Below are 16,350 nucleotides of genomic sequence, written 5' to 3' on the forward strand. Positions count from 1 at the left end.
CTTCATCGCTGTTTTTACTACAGCGCTGTTGCTTTACCAATCCGGCGATTATAGGGCGGGTGAGTTGCATTGCATTCCCGCTTTTTTGGAGGCTAAGTTGAATACTCTTTCCAACCGCAGCGCAGTCGAACCGTTTCACGCCATGGATGTTCTGGCGGAGGCCAATCGTCGCCGTGCTGCGGGCCATCCAATCATTTCGATGGCAGTCGGGCAGCCAGCAGACCCGGCACCGCAAATCGTGCGGCTGGCTGCAGAACGCGCCTTGAAAGATGGCCGTATCGGTTATACCGATGCTCTTGGGCTGATAGAGCTGCGCGAAGCAATTGCCGCGCATTATGCTGACAATTATGGCGTAACCGTCTCGCCTGAACGTATTGCGATTACGACAGGGTCATCGGCCGCGTTCAATCTGGCGTTTCTTGTCTATTTCGATCCAGGCGATCGCGTTGCAATCACGCGTCCGGGTTATCCCGCCTACCGCAACATTCTGACAGCGCTTGGTCTTGAAGTCGTAGAGATAGCCAATGAGGGTGGAGCATCCGGCGCATTGACAGCCAAAGCGCTTGCTGCTGCCCATGCTGAAAAGCCGCTCAAAGGTGTGCTGTTTGCAAGTCCCGCAAACCCGACGGGTGCAGTGATCGACAAGCCTGAATTAAAGGCGATCATAGAGACTGCCCGCGATCTTGGCATCCGCGTGATTTCGGATGAGATCTACCACCGTCTTTCTTATGAAACAGAAGACGTTACAGCACTTGAGATTTCGGATGACGTGACGATTATCAATTCGTTTTCGAAATATTATTGCATGACCGGCTGGCGCATCGGCTGGATGGTTCTGCCAAGTGCAGACGTTCGGGCTATCGAACGCCTCGCACAGAGCCTCTATATTTCGGCACCTGAATTATCCCAGCGCGCTGCAATCGAAGCTTTTCATGCGACAGCAGAACTCGAACGTGTGAAGGACCGCTATCGGCAGAACCGCCAGATTTTGCTCGATCATCTTCCTCGAATGGGACTGAGCCTTGCGGCACCCATGGATGGTGCGTTCTACGCCTATTGTGATGTTTCGCGTCTCACCAATGACAGCATGGAATTTGCACGCCTTATGATTGCTGAAACCAATATTGCGGCTACACCCGGACGCGACTTCGATCCGGTTGATGGGCATCGCACTATGCGCTTTTCCTATGCTGGCAAGGTAGAGGAAATGCAGGAAGTGGTCCGTCGCCTCGAAGAATGGCTTCCACAACAAAAAGCCTGAATAGAAAATCGATAAAGCAAAAAGAAAACCGGCGTTTCTGCCGGTTTTCTTATATTACGTATTAAGCGGGCAGGGCTTAGAAAAAGCCCTTTTTCTGCCACCAACCACCACGCTTTGGCTTCTGCTCTTCGGTTTCACTGGAGGTGACGACGGGCTCGGAAACCTTCTGTGGTTCAGCAGCAGGAGCAACATCGGCCTCAACAACAGCTTCTTCCACTTCCGGCTTGGCGGCTGCCTTGCGGGTGCGGCGCTTTGGCTTGATCTCTTCTGCTTCTTCAGCCGGTGCGGCCGCTTCTACAGGAGCTTCTTCCTCTGCGAGCTTCTTACGCGAACGTGTCTTGCGCGCGGGCTTTGCAGGCTCTTCTACTGCTTCGACTGCAACAACTTCGTCCGAAGCAACCTCTTCGCTTTTCGCAGCCTTGCGGCCACGTGGCTTGCGAGTTGGCTTTGCAGGCTTTTCGCCAGCTTCAGCAGCTGATGCTTCAACAGCCGCAACCACCTCAACCGTGACCGTTTCAACAGCAATGGCTTCACTGACGACGGCTTCAGCAGCTTTTTCTTCTGCCTTTGGCGGGAAGACGGGCGTGTAGCCTACTGGCTCAGCATCAGGTACTTTCTTGACCTGAATTTCGTCTTCGCGACGGTTCTTGCGTCCGCCACGGCGACCACGGCGACGCTTCTTGCGACGATCTTCTTCGCTCAGCGAAGCGTTGCTCTGAGGGCTGGTATCTTCGTCCTCATCGCCATCTTCGTCCGCAGCTTCTGCACCGGATTCAGTCTGTTCCGTCTGTTCGCGATCACGACCACCGCGACGGCGGCGACGACGACGACGCTTGCGATCGCCTTCTTCGCTGCTTTCTTCGCGAGCTTGCGGTTCAGCCTTGATTTCTTCTTCGGCTTCGTCGTCCTCAAGCGGAATTTCAGGATCTTCGAAATCATCTTCATAAACCATCGGCTGCACAGGCTGAATGGTTACAGGACGTGTCGAAGGTGCGCCCTTATCGATGACGAAATGCTGATGACCAACGCTTTCATCTGCGTCAATGCTGATATTGGCGCCGAAACGACCTTCCAGATCAGCCAACAGCTGGCGCTTGTTGTTCAGCACATAAAGAGCCGATGCGGCAGGGGTGCGAACGACGATGTCGTAACCCGAATGACGCAGGAGATAATCTTCAATGCCACGGATGATATGCAGAGCCATTGAGGAGTCAGAACGGATATGTCCTGTACCGCCGCAATGCTGGCAAACCTGCATCGTGCTTTCAAGAACCGATGCGCGGATACGCTGGCGCGACATTTCGAGAAGGCCGAAATGCGAAATGCGGCCCACCTGAATGCGAGCCCGGTCGTCCTTGAGGCAATCCTTCATCTTCTTTTCGACAGCGCGATTGTTGCGCTTTTCTTCCATGTCGATGAAGTCGACAACGATCAGACCGGCAAGGTCGCGCAGACGCAGCTGACGCGCGACTTCTTCGGCCGCTTCCAGATTGGTCTGGAGAGCCGTGTCTTCGATCGAATGTTCGCGGGTTGAACGACCCGAGTTAACATCTATCGCAACCAGCGCTTCGGTCTGGTTGATAATGAGATAGCCGCCGGATTTCAGCGTTACCTGTGGCAGAAGCATACGATCAAGCTGTGCTTCAAGGCCATAGCGCGTGAAGACAGGAACTGGTTCGCGGTAAGGCTGAACGACCTTGGCGTGGCTCGGCATGAGCATGCGCATGAAGTCTTTCGCTTCGCGATAACCGTTTTCACCTGCGACCAGAATCTCGGTGATGTCTTTATTATAAAGATCACGGATCGAGCGCTTGATCAGGCTGCCTTCCTCATAAACGAGGGCAGGCGCAGTCGATTGCAGCGTCAGCGAACGCACGTTCTCCCACATGCGCATCAGATATTCATAATCGCGCTTTACTTCGGCTTTGGTGCGGTTGGCACCTGCCGTACGCAGGATCACGCCCATGCCCTGCGGCACTTCGAGTTCCTTGACGATTTCCTTGAGGCGCTTGCGGTCCTGCGGATTGATGATCTTGCGCGAAATACCACCACCGCGAGCGGTGTTTGGCATCAAGACGGAATAGCGACCAGCGAGCGACAGATAGGTCGTCAGAGCAGCGCCCTTATTGCCGCGCTCTTCCTTGACCACCTGTACCAGAATGATCTGGCGGCGCTTGATGACTTCCTGAATGTTGTACTGACGGCGATTGGTGCGGCTATGCGAAGGAAGTTCTTCCATCGCATCCTCGGAACCAACCGATTCAACCATGTCTTCTTCGTTCTCGACTTCCGAATCGTCGTCATCGTCACCATTGTCAGCGTCGATGGCTTCTGAAATGACATGGCCAGCCTGCTTCATCAGTGCGATGGCTGGCGTACCTGGTACATAGTTTGCAAAATCAGGTCCGACTGGTTCTGCAGCAGGCAGGCCGTTACGGGCTACGTTTGATTGCGAATCACCATTCTGACCATCACGACGTCCACGACGGCGATGGCGACGCGAACGATCGTTGTTCTTGGCCTTTGGTTCGTCTTCGTCGTCTTCGCTCCGGGCAGCTTTGGCTTCCGCTTCGAGCAAGGCTAAACGATCAGCAACAGGGATCTGATAATAATCCGGATGGATTTCAGAAAAAGCGAGGAAGCCATGGCGATTGCCGCCATATTCCACGAAAGCAGCCTGAAGAGAGGGTTCGACGCGGGTGACGCGTGCGAGATAAATATTACCCTTTAGCTGCTTCTTGTGCTCTGACTCGAAGTCGAATTCTTCAATCTTGTTGCCACGCGTTACGATGACGCGGGTCTCCTCCGGGTGGGAGGCATCTATAAGCATTTTGTTGGACATTAGTGTCTTTCCTGCCGGCGCTAGGACGCAAGCCGCGTGCGCCGGACGAAACCCTGAAGGCTGTCGTCCTGGCTGGGATGCATCTGCCGAATGATATTGGGTTCGTCGGAATAAAAGCTGCTGTCCTTACGCGCGATGGCCTCGTGGCGATCACGGTCTTCAGGCTTGCAATGGTCAGTCTTGCTTGACCCATAGCTGTTCCGAACGAAACGACCTCATATATGACCCGAAAAAGCCGGGCCGACCTCTTTGCTCTTTCAGAGCGCTGGCGACAGCGCGTATCAATGCGCAGTCGGCCGATTAAAAAACGGAGGCGGCAGGGGAGCCGTATTCCGTTGAATTCTGTGCGGGTTATTGGGTGGCGAACTCAATACGCCACTGTTTTTGCTATCTTTCCTCGCGCTCCGTTTTAAAAACCGGCAAACGATTCTGACAGCTACTCCATAACCTACCTTAGCTTTTATGGTGTCGTTTGAACTATGACAAGTATGAATATCAGTTGACACCTTCATCGTAATTTTGCCGAAAGGTGATTATAGAGGTCAAAACCACCCGCCGAGGCCGTGGAACGCGGGGAGAAAAGCCTTCGTTAACCATAATTTTGTACGGATAGATTTATGAAATGCGCGCAATCACAGGCTATGGCTTAAATGTCTGATCCAAGATTATTCCATAATATTTAGATCGCGATTACGGATGCATTCTCTGAGTAATAAAAACGGTTCTCAAAAAATGTTGGTGGTGCGAAACATGTTCGTGCTGCTGGTGATGATGTGCGCCGGTTTTTTTCAAGCCGGTTCAGCCATGGCTGCCAATAGTGGTAAAGATCCACTTTCGGCGCTGACATACCGTATGGCAGGCGATGATCTGCGGATGCGCGTCGTCGTCATGTTCGACCGTGAGCCTGAATATTCGACACTCATGTTCGGCAATCCGCATCGTCTCGTCTTTGACCTTCCTGAAACGCGTTTCGGTTTCGATGAGAAAAGTTTGGCGGCGAGGGGGCTTGTCTCTCATGTGCGTTATGGGCTCGTCGGAAATCACCGTTCTCGCCTCATTCTAACGCTGCGTGGCCCGTTCAGCGTCGAAAACATTCAAGTAATCAAGAACGAAACCGCTCCGGGCTATCGCCTTGTTGCGGATATTGTCGCGTCATCAGATCGAGAGTTTGCTGCAAAGCTCGCATCGCAACACGATGTCACCGGATCAACCGAACGAAAACAGGGTAATGGGAATGCAGCTCTCTTATCGGAGTCTGGCGGCGCGCGACCGTTTATTGTGATGGTCGATCCCGGTCATGGCGGCATCGACAGTGGTGCGGAAAGCCTAAGCGGTATTAAAGAAAAAGATTTGACCCTCGCTTTCGGGCAAGAGTTGCGTGATCGCCTGGCGAAGGAAAAGAACATCAAGGTGTTGATGACCCGTGACGACGACACTTTCCTGCGTCTTTCGGAGCGTGTGCGTCTGGCGCGTCAGCAAGAAGCCGATCTCTTCATTTCGATTCATGCCGACACCATCAATCAAACCGATATCCGTGGCGCAACGGTCTATACCATTTCTGACAAGGCATCTGACTCTGTCGCTCGCGCCATGGCTGAACGCGAAAACAAGTCCGATAGTGTTGGCGGCGCTGTTCCCGAAGAGTTGCCGGAAGTTGCTGACATCCTGCTAGACCTTACCCGGCGCGAGACACACACATTTTCATTGAGCTTTGCCGAGAAGGTTATCAGTTCTCTTCAGGGGGAAGTGAACCTGATCAATAACCCGCATCGCTTTGCCGGGTTTCAGGTTCTGCGAGCTCCCGATGTGCCGTCGGTGCTGATTGAAATTGGCTATCTTTCCAATGCAGAAGACGAGAAACTGATCAGCAATCCTGAGTGGCGTCGTAAGCTGGCTGATAGGATTGCTCGGGCGATAAAGTCATTTGAAGCACAAAAGCACCCGGACACTTTGTCAAAAGGGTAGAATTATGTAATGTTTAGTGGGGCTTCATATTTATCCCTGCTTATAAGATGCATGGTTGCAACAGTTTCACGTATTTTTGTCGTTGCCCTGCGTTTGCATGCGTTAAATTGGTAAAAACACGGAAACGATCTTGCCTTTGACGCATTTGATGGTCACTAAACCAGCTGTTGCCATGCGGCATTAATCGACGGGCACTTGTTTTGACTGCTCCCTTAATTTTGCGAATGATCTGAAGGCAGGATTCCGGATTTATGGTAAGGCTTATCGGATATTTCTTCGGGATTGGAACCGTTCTGGCGCTTCTGGTAGCCGGGGCTGTTGCTATCTATATTGGAAGCCTCACAAAGGAACTGCCCGATTACGAAGTGCTCGCAAAATACGAGCCTCCTGTGATGACGCGCGTCCATGCATCGGACGGTAGCCTCATGGCGGAATTCGCGCGCGAACGCCGCATGTATCTGCCGATCCAGGCTGTGCCAAATCGCGTTAAGGCCGCTTTCATCTCCGCCGAAGACAAGACTTTCTACGAGCATCATGGCCTCGATTTTGGTGGCCTCGCTCGTGCAGTTCTGACCAATGTGAAAAACATGGGTTCTGGCCGTCGCCCGGTCGGCGCGTCCACGATTACCCAGCAGGTCGCAAAGAACTTCCTTCTAAGCTCGAACCAGACATATGACCGCAAGATCAAAGAAGCGATTCTTGCGATGCGTATTGAGCAGGCCTATTCCAAGGACCGCATTCTGGAGCTTTACCTTAACGAGATTTTCTTCGGCTTGGGCGCATATGGTATTGCCAGCGCGGCGCTCACCTATTTTGACAAATCAGTTGGCGAATTGAGCATTGCCGAAACAGCTTATCTGGCTGCTCTCCCGAAAGGTCCGAACAATTACCATCCGTTCCGTTTCCCAGATCGCGCGATTGAACGCCGCAATTGGGTCATCGATCGTATGGCTGAAAACGGCTACATCACCACACAGGAAGCTGAAGAAGCCAAGAAAGAACCTCTTGGTGTGAAGACGCGTACGGCAACGCATTACCTGTTCGCATCCGAATATTTCAGCGAAGAAGTGCGCCGCCAGATCATTCAGAAATACGGCGTTGATGCACTTTATGAAGGTGGCTTGTCGGTTCGTACGACGCTCAATCCAACCATGCAGGTCGAAGCGCGCAAGTCGCTGCAGACAGCATTGCTTCGTTACGACGAGGCACGCGGCTGGCGCGGACCTTTGAAGCACGCTGAACTTGGCAGTGACTGGGCCACGGCTTTCGGTGATTTGCAGGCCTATCCTGATGTGCCTGAGTGGCAGCTGGCTGTTGTCCTGAACGTTTCGGCAGCTGGCGCTGACATTGGTCTTCAGCCCGATGTCGAAGGTTCGGGTTCGCGCAGCAAAGAGCGTACGCGCGCATTTATCGCTGCTGATGACATGAAATGGGCAATGCGCGTCACCAATATTGGTGGCAAGCGCGGCAGTGCAAAATCTCCAGAAGGCGTTCTGAATACTGGTGATATTGTCTATGTCTCAAAAATCGGCGACGGCGAATCCCGTTTCCGTCTCCAGCAGCCGCCAAAGCTGCAGGGTGCACTTGTTGCTATGGACCCGCATACTGGCCGTGTTCTGTCGATGGTTGGCGGTTTCTCCTTTGGAGAATCTGAGTTTAACCGCGCAACACAGGCCTATCGTCAGCCGGGATCGTCGTTCAAGCCGTTCGTCTATGCTGCTGCTCTCGATAATGGCTACACGCCAGCCTCCGTTGTTCTGGATGGTCCGCTCGAAGTTAATCAGGGTGGTGCGCTTGGCGTATGGGCTCCGAAAAACTATTCGGGCAAGTTCTCAGGTCCTTCGACCCTTCGTTACGGTATCGAACAGTCGCGTAACGTCATGACCGTGCGTCTTGCACAGGACATGGGTATGAAAACTGTTGCGGAATATGCAGAGCGTTTCGGTATCTATGACAAGATGCTGCCGGTTCTGTCTATGGCGCTTGGTGCTGGTGAAACGACTGTCTTGCGTATGGTTACGGCTTATTCCGTCATCGCAAATGGCGGACAGAGCATTACACCTTCGATGATCGACCGTATTCAGGATCGCTACGGCAAGACCGTCTTCAAGCATGATGCGCGTCAGTGTGAAGGCTGCAACGCCCAGCAATGGTCAAATCAGGAAGAGCCTACTCTGATCGATAATCGCGATCAGGTGCTCGATCCGATGACCGCCTATCAGATTACATCGATGATGGAAGGCGTTGTGCAGCGCGGTACAGCACAGCTTCTTAAGAGCCTTGATCGTCCGCTTGCTGGTAAGACCGGCACGACGAATGACGAAAAAGACGCTTGGTTTGTCGGTTTCACGCCTGATCTGGTTGTCGGTGTTTTCATGGGCTATGACACACCGACCCCGCTTGGTCGCGGTGGCACAGGTGGTGGTCTGGCAGCGCCTGTCTTTAAAGAGTTCATGGGCCAGGCCCTGGCTGGAACTCCTAAGGTCGATTTCCGTGTTCCGGAAGGCATGACGCTGATTGCGATCAATCGCAAGACGGGTATGCGCACCAACAAGGGCGATCCGAACCTCATTATGGAAGCGTTCAAGCCCGGAACCGGACCGTCCGACACTTACTCCGTTATCGGTATGGACCAGTATCGTGAAGGATCGCCAGTTCAGCCACAATCGCCACAGGCGACCCGCGCAATCAATTCGGGTTCTGGCGGACTTTACTGACCTATCCCTCTTTACACTGCGTCGCGTGCTAATTATGGTCCGCGGCGCTTGAAAGGCTTTTACGCCTTCTTGCGTAGAGGTAGAGCGCTTTGCTTTGATGCGATGCGCTTCGGAACAAAATTGCTCGCAGTGCGAGTTTCTGTTCTCTCTCCATTTTCGAATGACTTATTGAAGGAACGATTTGCCCATGCGCGCGGAAATCGAGACGTTGGTTGACGAAATCCAGCAGGCCATAAGCCTGCTGAGGAGGCATCTTTGACTGGGATCAGGCAATAAAACGTCTGGGCTATCTGAATCAGAGAGCTGAAGACCCAACGCTATGGAATGATGCACAGGAAGCGCAGAAGCTGATGCGTGAGCGCCAGCAGCTGGAAGACAGCATCAACGGCATTAACACGCTGAAGCAGACGCTCAATGACAGTGTCGAACTCATCGCCATGGGCGAAGAGGAAGGCGACAAGTCGATTATTGCTGACGCGGAAAACACAATCCGCGAGTTGAAGCAGGAAGTCGACAGCCGACAAATCGATATGTTGCTTTCCGGTGAAGCGGATGCGAACGATACCTACCTTGAAGTGCATGCCGGTGCAGGCGGTACGGAAAGTCAGGATTGGGCATCCATGCTTCTGCGCATGTATACCCGTTGGGCCGAACGCAGTGGGCGCAAGGTTGAGGTGATGGAAGTGCATTACGGCGAAGAAGCCGGCATCAAATCAGCATCGATTCTTATCAAAGGTCACAATTCCTACGGTATGGCAAAGACGGAATCCGGCGTTCATCGTCTGGTGCGTATTTCGCCTTACGATTCGAACGCGCGTCGTCATACTTCGTTTGCGAGTATCTGGGTTTATCCTGTTATCGATGACAACATTGATGTGCAGGTGACTGAAGCCGATGTACGCATCGATACCTACCGCGCTTCGGGTGCAGGTGGCCAGCACGTCAATACAACGGATTCGGCTGTGCGTATCACGCATATCGCAACCGGCATTGTAGTGCAGTGTCAGGCAGAACGTTCGCAGCACAAGAACCGTGAAAAAGCATGGTCAATGTTGCGCGCTCGTCTTTACGAAAATGAGCTGAAAAAGCGCGAAGAAGCGACTGATGCGGCTAATGCCAACAAAACCGAGATCGGTTGGGGTCATCAGATACGCTCTTACGTTTTACAGCCTTATCAGCTTGTAAAAGACTTGCGTACCGGCGTTGAAAGCACCAATCCGCAGGAAGTGCTTGATGGCGCTGTAACACCATTCATGGAAGCAGCACTTGCTCACCGCATCCATGGCGGCGCTGAACTCATTGAAGATATCGATTGATATTTTTGAGAACGTGTTCTGAAAAAAACCCGGCCTTGAGCCGGGTTTTTTGTACCCGAGTCAAAGAGCCATATTGTGAACGGTTGCCGTTCACGAATCCTTTGAAGCAGTGCCTCCTGCATCGGCGCGCGGTTTATATGCGCGAGGACCGGTGATGATCGGGTCTACACTCTGAATGCTGATCGCATCTCCGGGAACCAACAGTTCCTGCTGAGCTGAAATGTTAGGCACTGATTCCGTTGGCTTTTCGGGTAGCGGCTGCATGACAGCTGGCTTTTTCAGCACGGATGCAAGCCTGCTGGCCGGCTCATTAAAACCTTTTCGGCTTTCTGCGGTGTCATGCATGTTTATATAGACGCCAGCACCAAGACTTGCGGTGAAGATCGTTGCACCTAATGTGGCCAAGCTTGCACGCATCGTGAAGAAACTGAGGCGTTTGATAGGCGTAGAAGACGCGATAACATCAGTGAGATGTTTATCGCGGCTTGTCGTCTTTAGCCCCTTCGACTTCTGCACCATGCCGCAGTCTTCTCATTCCAGATCGTTGATTCGATTGCATGTTATCATGGTTAACAAAGCTTTTCCGAAGCTTTAGTCGTATGCATTTTCCACGGAATGGACGGGAAAAACTTGCGGTAGTTTCAGTTGTCAGGCTGGTCAGAGCGCGCGGGCGACCTCAAGGACGACTTCCGCATGGCCTGCCACTTTTACTTTTTCCCACACGTGCGCAATACGTCCTTCCACATCGATCAGGAAGGTCGCGCGTTCCACGCCCATATATTTGCGCCCATACATGCTCTTTTCGACCCACACACCATATGCTTCGAGAGCCGTTCTGTCTTCATCGGCTGCCAGATCGACAGTTAGTTCATGTTTCTTGCGAAACTTCGCATGCTTCTCTGCGCTGTCGGGTGAAAGTCCGATCACGCGAGCGCCAATTTTGTCAAATTCTGGCTTCAGCTGAGAGAAGGCAATGGCTTCTTTAGTGCAACCAGACGTGTCATCTTTTGGATAAAAATAAAGAACGACTGGTTTGCCTTTGAGTGACGACAAGGTAATCGTGTCGCTATCCGATGGCAAAGTGAAGTCTGGTGCCAGATCTCCAACTTGGGGACGAGCCATATCTGCGCCTTTCTTTTATGGATAAACGGGGAAACTGCCTGTTACACTTCGAGCTATCGCATTCGGGCTGGGCTTGTGCAACTGCTCAAGCGCACCCGGTTTGACTTGATGACGTGCAGCGATGACATGTCAATCAAGCTGATCAGCGGTCGTGCTGAAATGAAGAAGCTTAATAAAAGCAGAGTGATAACAAGTTTTTGTAATCCGCCTTGTAAGGGTGACCATTTGAGGAAATTAGATGTTCGGCTGGAATATTGACAGATAAACCGCGCAAAATCCGCTTTAGCAAGCGTGAATTGAAGAGAATCGAACGCCTCGCAGCCGAAGGCGCGGATGGCATTGTGCTTCCTTCAATGCGCTCCCGGCGCTCGTTTATGTCGTGGTGTTCCCACGCTTTTCTTTCCTTGTGCATCGTTCTTGTGCTGATTGGTGGTGTGGGTTTTGTGGTATTGCGCGGGGGCGTGAACAGCGATCTCTTGCGTGATGAAGCCCAGAAAAGCTTGAGCGGAATTCTCGGCCAGGATGCCTCAGCCACAATCGGCAGCGCCGGATTGTCGCTCGATCAGAATAGTCTTGTTGCGATGGAGGCGAGGGATGTTTCGATCGTCGATCCGAAACAAGGCATCGAAATCAAGAATATCAAGTCTGTACGCCTTGGTTTAGCGCCTTTGCCACTGCTGACAGGCAAAGTCCGCGTCGCTGAACTTGAAGTAGACGGCGCTTCTTTCGATCTGCCTGAGCAGGAAGGTGCCGGTTTCTGGAAATCTCTCCCGTATGACAAGCGGGGCTACATCGATTTTGACGCGGTTTCCGAAGAGCTGTTCTCAACTATGCGGCGCAATCTGGAATTGCTGCGCGATCAAAACACCCAAGCCATCGGACTGCTGAACACAACAATTTGTTTCAAGACTGGCGACACACAGCAAAGCATAGTGGTGCAGAAGCTGCGTTTGGTCGAAAATTCTGGAAAGATTTCGGTTCAGGGTAGCGTTATTTGGCAGAACAAGACGATCACGGTTGATGGCAGCATTGATCGTAAAGGGCATGAAAACGATCTGGATGCGTTCCAAATCAAGGTCAGTAATTTGCCCATTGACCTTAGATCGCCAGAAGAGGTTGCGCCGGTTATCGATGGTAATCGCGTTAATCCCGCGCATTTCGATCTGAACGGTAAAGCCAGCCTTGCTATATCGGGTAGAGCCGCCAATGGTGAAAATCCGGAGCGGATCACAGCCGAATTGGCTGTTGATGGCATTGATATGGAGATTGGGCGAGTCACAGATGTTCGCGGTAGCGCTTTGCTTCGCATTGAACATTCGAGCGGCAGCGGCAAGATAGAAGTCAAACCCTCCCGCATTCGGTTAGGCGGAATGAACGCGGAGTTTAACGGTGCTTTCGGACCGGAACCGGACGCTGAAAACAATACTGGTGGCCCAAGCTATCGCTTTGAAGTGCTGACGAGTTCTGCCACCAGCATGCCAGCGGAATCAACAGATCCGGAATTGGCTTTCGGCGTGAAAATCGCCGGTCGCTTCCTGGCCAATCAACAACGGCTCCAGTTCTCCAATCTTGATGTCCAAACCAATACGGGCGAACTATACGGCCAGGGAAGCATGGGCTTTGGCAGCGGCTCGCCTGAAATGATTTTCATGCTGCGCATTCCAAAAATGGCAGTCGCGGACGCAAAACATCTTTGGCCAATCGATGTGGCTGATGGCGCGCGTGAGTGGGTTCTGAAGAACCTCTTTGGCGGCACATTGAAGGATAGCCGCATTGATATTTCTCTGGCAGGCGGACGCTTCAATGGTCCCGGTCTGCCGCCGCCGTTGACGGGTGAGGAAATCAAGGCCGATTTCAATGTTTCCGACACGCGGTTTGATGTGATTGGCGAACTGCCTCCTGTCCGCGACGTTGCTGGCAGTATTTCGGTGCGGGGTGCGCATACAACAATCAAATTGGCAAATAGCGTTGCATACACGCCGGATAATCGCAAGGCGTCTGTTTCAGACGGAACGTTGATTATCCCCTGGGGCCCGCAGCGACCAGTTATCGCTGACCTTGATTTGCTCGTTTCAGGCGACGCCGCAGCGATCGCGGAAATTGCGGGCAAGAAGCCCATCGATGTATTGAAGAACGTGCCTTTCAAGCCTGAAGACGCGACAGGAGATGTTAAGGCGCGCGTGAAAGTCGGTTTCGCCGTTTCCAAAGATGCACCACCCGGAACGCTGACTTGGAATGCCGATATTGGGTTCTCCAACCTCGCTATCTCGAAGCCTGTGGGCGGCTCCATGGTGAGCAATGCCGATGGCAGTATTAAAGTCGATCAGACAGCGGCTTTTATTACCGCAGACGCAAAACTTGACGGCGTTCCTGCAAAGATATCAATGACTGAGCCTGTCGATCGTTCAGGGCCGACGAAACGCGAACAGAAGATCAAGCTTGAGCTTGATGACAGCTCACGCAATAAATTGCTGCCCGGCTTGAAAGATTTGTTCTCTGGTCCGATTTCCGTTGATCTCGGCATGGAAGAGAACGGCAAGCGACATGTATCGGCAGACCTGGACAGGACACAGGTGGATTTGCCGTGGCTTAGCTGGCGCAAGGGTAGCGGCGTTCCTGCAAAAGCGACATTCGATCTGATCAAAAGCACCGGCAATGATGGTAAACTCGATATCCGCAATCTGGTTCTGACTGGCGATGCATTCGGGGCGAAAGGCAATCTCTCGATTGCTGGAGGCGATTTTCAGTCGGCCGATTTCAGTGACATACGGCTTACCCGTTCTGATCGGTTGAGTGTTAAGGCGACCAAAAGCTCGGGTGGCTATCGCGTAACGATACGCGGATCTCAATTTGACGCCCGTTCGATCATCAAACAGGTATCGGACATTCAGAAAAAGAGTGGAGGCTCTGGTGGCAAGAGCCCGCGCGTGGTTGTCAGTGCGCAGATTGATGAAGTGAGCGGATTTAATGACGAGAAGCTGCGCAATGTGGCTGTTTCGTATGAGAATGCAGGAAGCAAGATTTCCGGCGTGTCGGTGAACGCTGTCACGACTTCCGGTCAGGCTTTCGTTGCAACCAACAACGATCAGGGCGATGCACGGTCAATTTCGCTGCAATCCAATGATGCGGGTGCTGTTCTGCGCTTCTTTGATTTCTATGACAAAATGCGTGGCGGCAAAATTACCGTGGGACTTGCCGGGCAGGGCAATGGTCCTTTAAGCGGCCAGATCGATGCGCGTAATTTCGCGATCATCAATGAGCCGCGACTGGCAAAGATTGTTTCAAGCTCGCCTAGCAGCGGCGGCACCAGTCTCAATCAGGCGGTCAAACGCGACATCGACGTGTCACGCGTTGATATCGAACGGGGATTTTCGCTTATCGAAAAGGGCGAAGGCTATCTCAAACTTTCCAAGGGTGTCGTGCGCGGACCGTCTGTTGGCACGACTTTTCAGGGTACTCTGTATGATCCGCGTGGCAATATGTCGATCACCGGCACCTTCATGCCAGCCTATGGCGTGAACCGCATTTTCGGCGAAGTGCCGATCTTTGGCGCACTGCTGGGCAATGGACGTGATCGAGGTTTGTTGGGTATTACCTTTAAGCTCGAAGGCAGTGCAAAGCAGCCGCAGGTTATCGTGAACCCGATTTCCATAATCGCTCCGGGTATCTTCCGCTCGATCTTTGAATTCTGAGGCTGAGGAAATCAGCTCAATAAAAAAGCCGGGCTGTGCCCGGCTTTTAGCGTTATGAGACACGGCTCACGCAGGACGAATAAGCACGTGGCGCTTCTTGCCAAGGGATACCTTGATCACGCCCTGCTCGTTGAGAGAAGACGCATTGATAGTCATGCGCGGATCGGTAGCTGGTTCATCATTGATGCGAACCGCACCGCCTTCAATATGGCGACGTGCTTCACCATTGGTGGCGCAGAGTTCTGCGAGCACCATCAACGCCAGAACACCGATGCCATCATTAAGCGTTGCCTTGTGTACACCAACGGTAGGGAGGTTCTGCGACAGTTCACCTTCTTCAAACGTTTTGCGCGCAGTTTCCGCAGCTTCTTCAGCGGCATCACGGCCGTGGAGGATAGCAGTAATCTCGGTTGCGAGGATTTTCTTCGCTTCGTTGATTTCAGAACCACCAAGCTCGGCCAGCTTTGCAATCTCATCCATTGGCAGCGTTGTGTAGAGCTTGAGGAAGCGTTCTACGTCCGCATCTTCAGTGTTACGCCAGTACTGCCAGAAATCATAAGCGCTCAGCATATCGGCATTCAGCCAGATTGCACCGCCCAGTGACTTGCCCATCTTCTGACCGGAAGCTGTGGTAAGCAATGGCGAGGTGAGGGCATAAAGCTGCGGCGTTCCCATACGGTGACCGAGATCGATACCGTTGATGATATTGCCCCACTGATCCGAGCCGCCCATCTGCAAACGAATATTATGACGCTTGCTTAGCTCCACAAAATCGTAGGCCTGAAGGATCATGTAGTTGAATTCGAGGAATGAAAGCGACTGCTCGCGATCAAGACGCGTCTTGACCGAATCAAACGACAACATGCGGTTGACCGAGAAATGGCGGCCCACGTCACGCAGGAATTCGAGGTAATTGATGTTACGCAGCCAGTCGGCATTGTTGACCATCAGCGCGTCGGTGGGGCCATCGCCGAAGGTCAGGTAATTTGCAAAAACGCGTTTGATACCAGCGATGTTCTCGGCAATGGTATCTTCGGTCATCAGCTTGCGCGCTTCATCCTTGAAGGATGGATCGCCAACCATACCTGTGCCGCCACCCATAAGGGCTACAGCCTTGTGTCCGGTCTGTTGCAGCCAATGCAGCATCATGATCTGGATCAGGCCGCCAGCGTGCAAGCTTGGCGCTGTTGGATCAAAGCCAATATAAGCCGTCACGGTTTCCTTGACCAACAGTTCGTCGAGGCCCGTTTCATCAGACATTTGATGAATGAAGCCGCGCTCGGAAAGCGTGCGAAGAAAATCGGATTTGAAACCGGACATGTCCTTTTCCTGACTGATAAGGCGTGATTGATGTGAGCAGTAATAAGTGCTTACCGCATTATGATATTTTGCCTTGTTATATTTTGCCTTTAACATCATTCAATCGGGAATAACA

At 52.5% G+C, this 16,350-nt stretch carries 10 protein-coding genes; 6 read left to right on the top strand and 4 right to left on the bottom strand.

Annotated features, from left to right (window positions below):
* Window positions 1-97: 97 nt before the first annotated feature.
* Window positions 98-1,261: a pyridoxal phosphate-dependent aminotransferase gene (locus tag CES85_RS13985; RefSeq protein ID WP_095446526.1), complete on the top strand. Its 1,164-nt coding sequence runs from the start codon at window positions 98-100 to the stop codon at window positions 1,259-1,261.
* 76 nt (window positions 1,262-1,337) lie between these two features.
* Here the strand turns inward: CES85_RS13985 and CES85_RS13990 are convergent, their stop codons facing one another.
* Complete coding sequence (locus tag CES85_RS13990) at window positions 1,338-4,103, bottom strand: Rne/Rng family ribonuclease (RefSeq protein WP_095446527.1); 2,766 nt, start codon at window positions 4,101-4,103, stop codon at window positions 1,338-1,340.
* 2 nt (window positions 4,104-4,105) lie between these two features.
* Between CES85_RS13990 and CES85_RS13995 the strand changes: the two genes are divergently transcribed.
* The 4 genes from CES85_RS13995 to prfB all read left to right on the top strand — a co-directional run bounded on the left by CES85_RS13995 (window position 4,106) and on the right by prfB (window position 10,101).
* Window positions 4,106-4,291 carry a hypothetical protein gene (locus CES85_RS13995; protein ID WP_094577142.1) on the top strand — a complete coding sequence of 62 codons (186 nt, stop codon included), beginning with the start codon at window positions 4,106-4,108 and terminating at the stop codon, window positions 4,289-4,291.
* Between the two features lie 562 nt (window positions 4,292-4,853).
* Entirely contained in the window at window positions 4,854-6,068 is a 1,215-nt protein-coding gene (locus CES85_RS14000; protein ID WP_095447886.1) for an N-acetylmuramoyl-L-alanine amidase, read from the top strand.
* Window positions 6,069-6,319: 251 nt separating this feature from the next.
* Entirely contained in the window at window positions 6,320-8,785 is a 2,466-nt protein-coding gene (locus CES85_RS14005) for a penicillin-binding protein 1A (protein WP_095446528.1), read from the top strand.
* 187 nt (window positions 8,786-8,972) lie between these two features.
* Window positions 8,973-10,101 (top strand): peptide chain release factor 2 gene (prfB, locus tag CES85_RS14010; RefSeq protein WP_151095458.1). Its coding sequence is split into 2 segments (ribosomal slippage): window positions 8,973-9,041 and window positions 9,043-10,101, totalling 1,128 coding nucleotides; the frame shifts between segments, so codons are not numbered across the junction.
* Window positions 10,102-10,191: 90 nt separating this feature from the next.
* On the opposite strand, the gene CES85_RS14015 is transcribed toward prfB, so the two are convergent.
* Together CES85_RS14015 and bcp are read right to left on the bottom strand one after the other, a co-directional pair.
* Window positions 10,192-10,620, bottom strand: a complete 429-nt coding sequence (locus CES85_RS14015) for a hypothetical protein (protein WP_095446530.1) — start codon at window positions 10,618-10,620, stop codon at window positions 10,192-10,194.
* A gap of 138 nt (window positions 10,621-10,758) precedes the next feature.
* Complete coding sequence (bcp, locus tag CES85_RS14020; RefSeq protein ID WP_095446531.1) at window positions 10,759-11,223, bottom strand: thioredoxin-dependent thiol peroxidase; 465 nt, start codon at window positions 11,221-11,223, stop codon at window positions 10,759-10,761.
* 296 nt (window positions 11,224-11,519) lie between these two features.
* Here bcp and CES85_RS14025 point away from each other — a divergent pair, with 296 nt between their 5' ends.
* Window positions 11,520-14,915, top strand: a complete 3,396-nt coding sequence (locus tag CES85_RS14025) for an AsmA family protein (RefSeq protein ID WP_095447887.1) — start codon at window positions 11,520-11,522, stop codon at window positions 14,913-14,915.
* A gap of 66 nt (window positions 14,916-14,981) precedes the next feature.
* Here the strand turns inward: CES85_RS14025 and tyrS are convergent, their stop codons facing one another.
* A complete protein-coding gene (gene tyrS, locus CES85_RS14030; RefSeq protein WP_095446532.1) occupies window positions 14,982-16,235 on the bottom strand; it encodes a tyrosine--tRNA ligase in 1,254 nt (417 codons plus the stop codon).
* Window positions 16,236-16,350 lie beyond the last annotated feature (115 nt).

Origin of the sequence: Ochrobactrum quorumnocens, assembly GCF_002278035.1 — a bacterium.
GTDB lineage: Bacteria > Pseudomonadota > Alphaproteobacteria > Rhizobiales > Rhizobiaceae > Brucella > Brucella quorumnocens.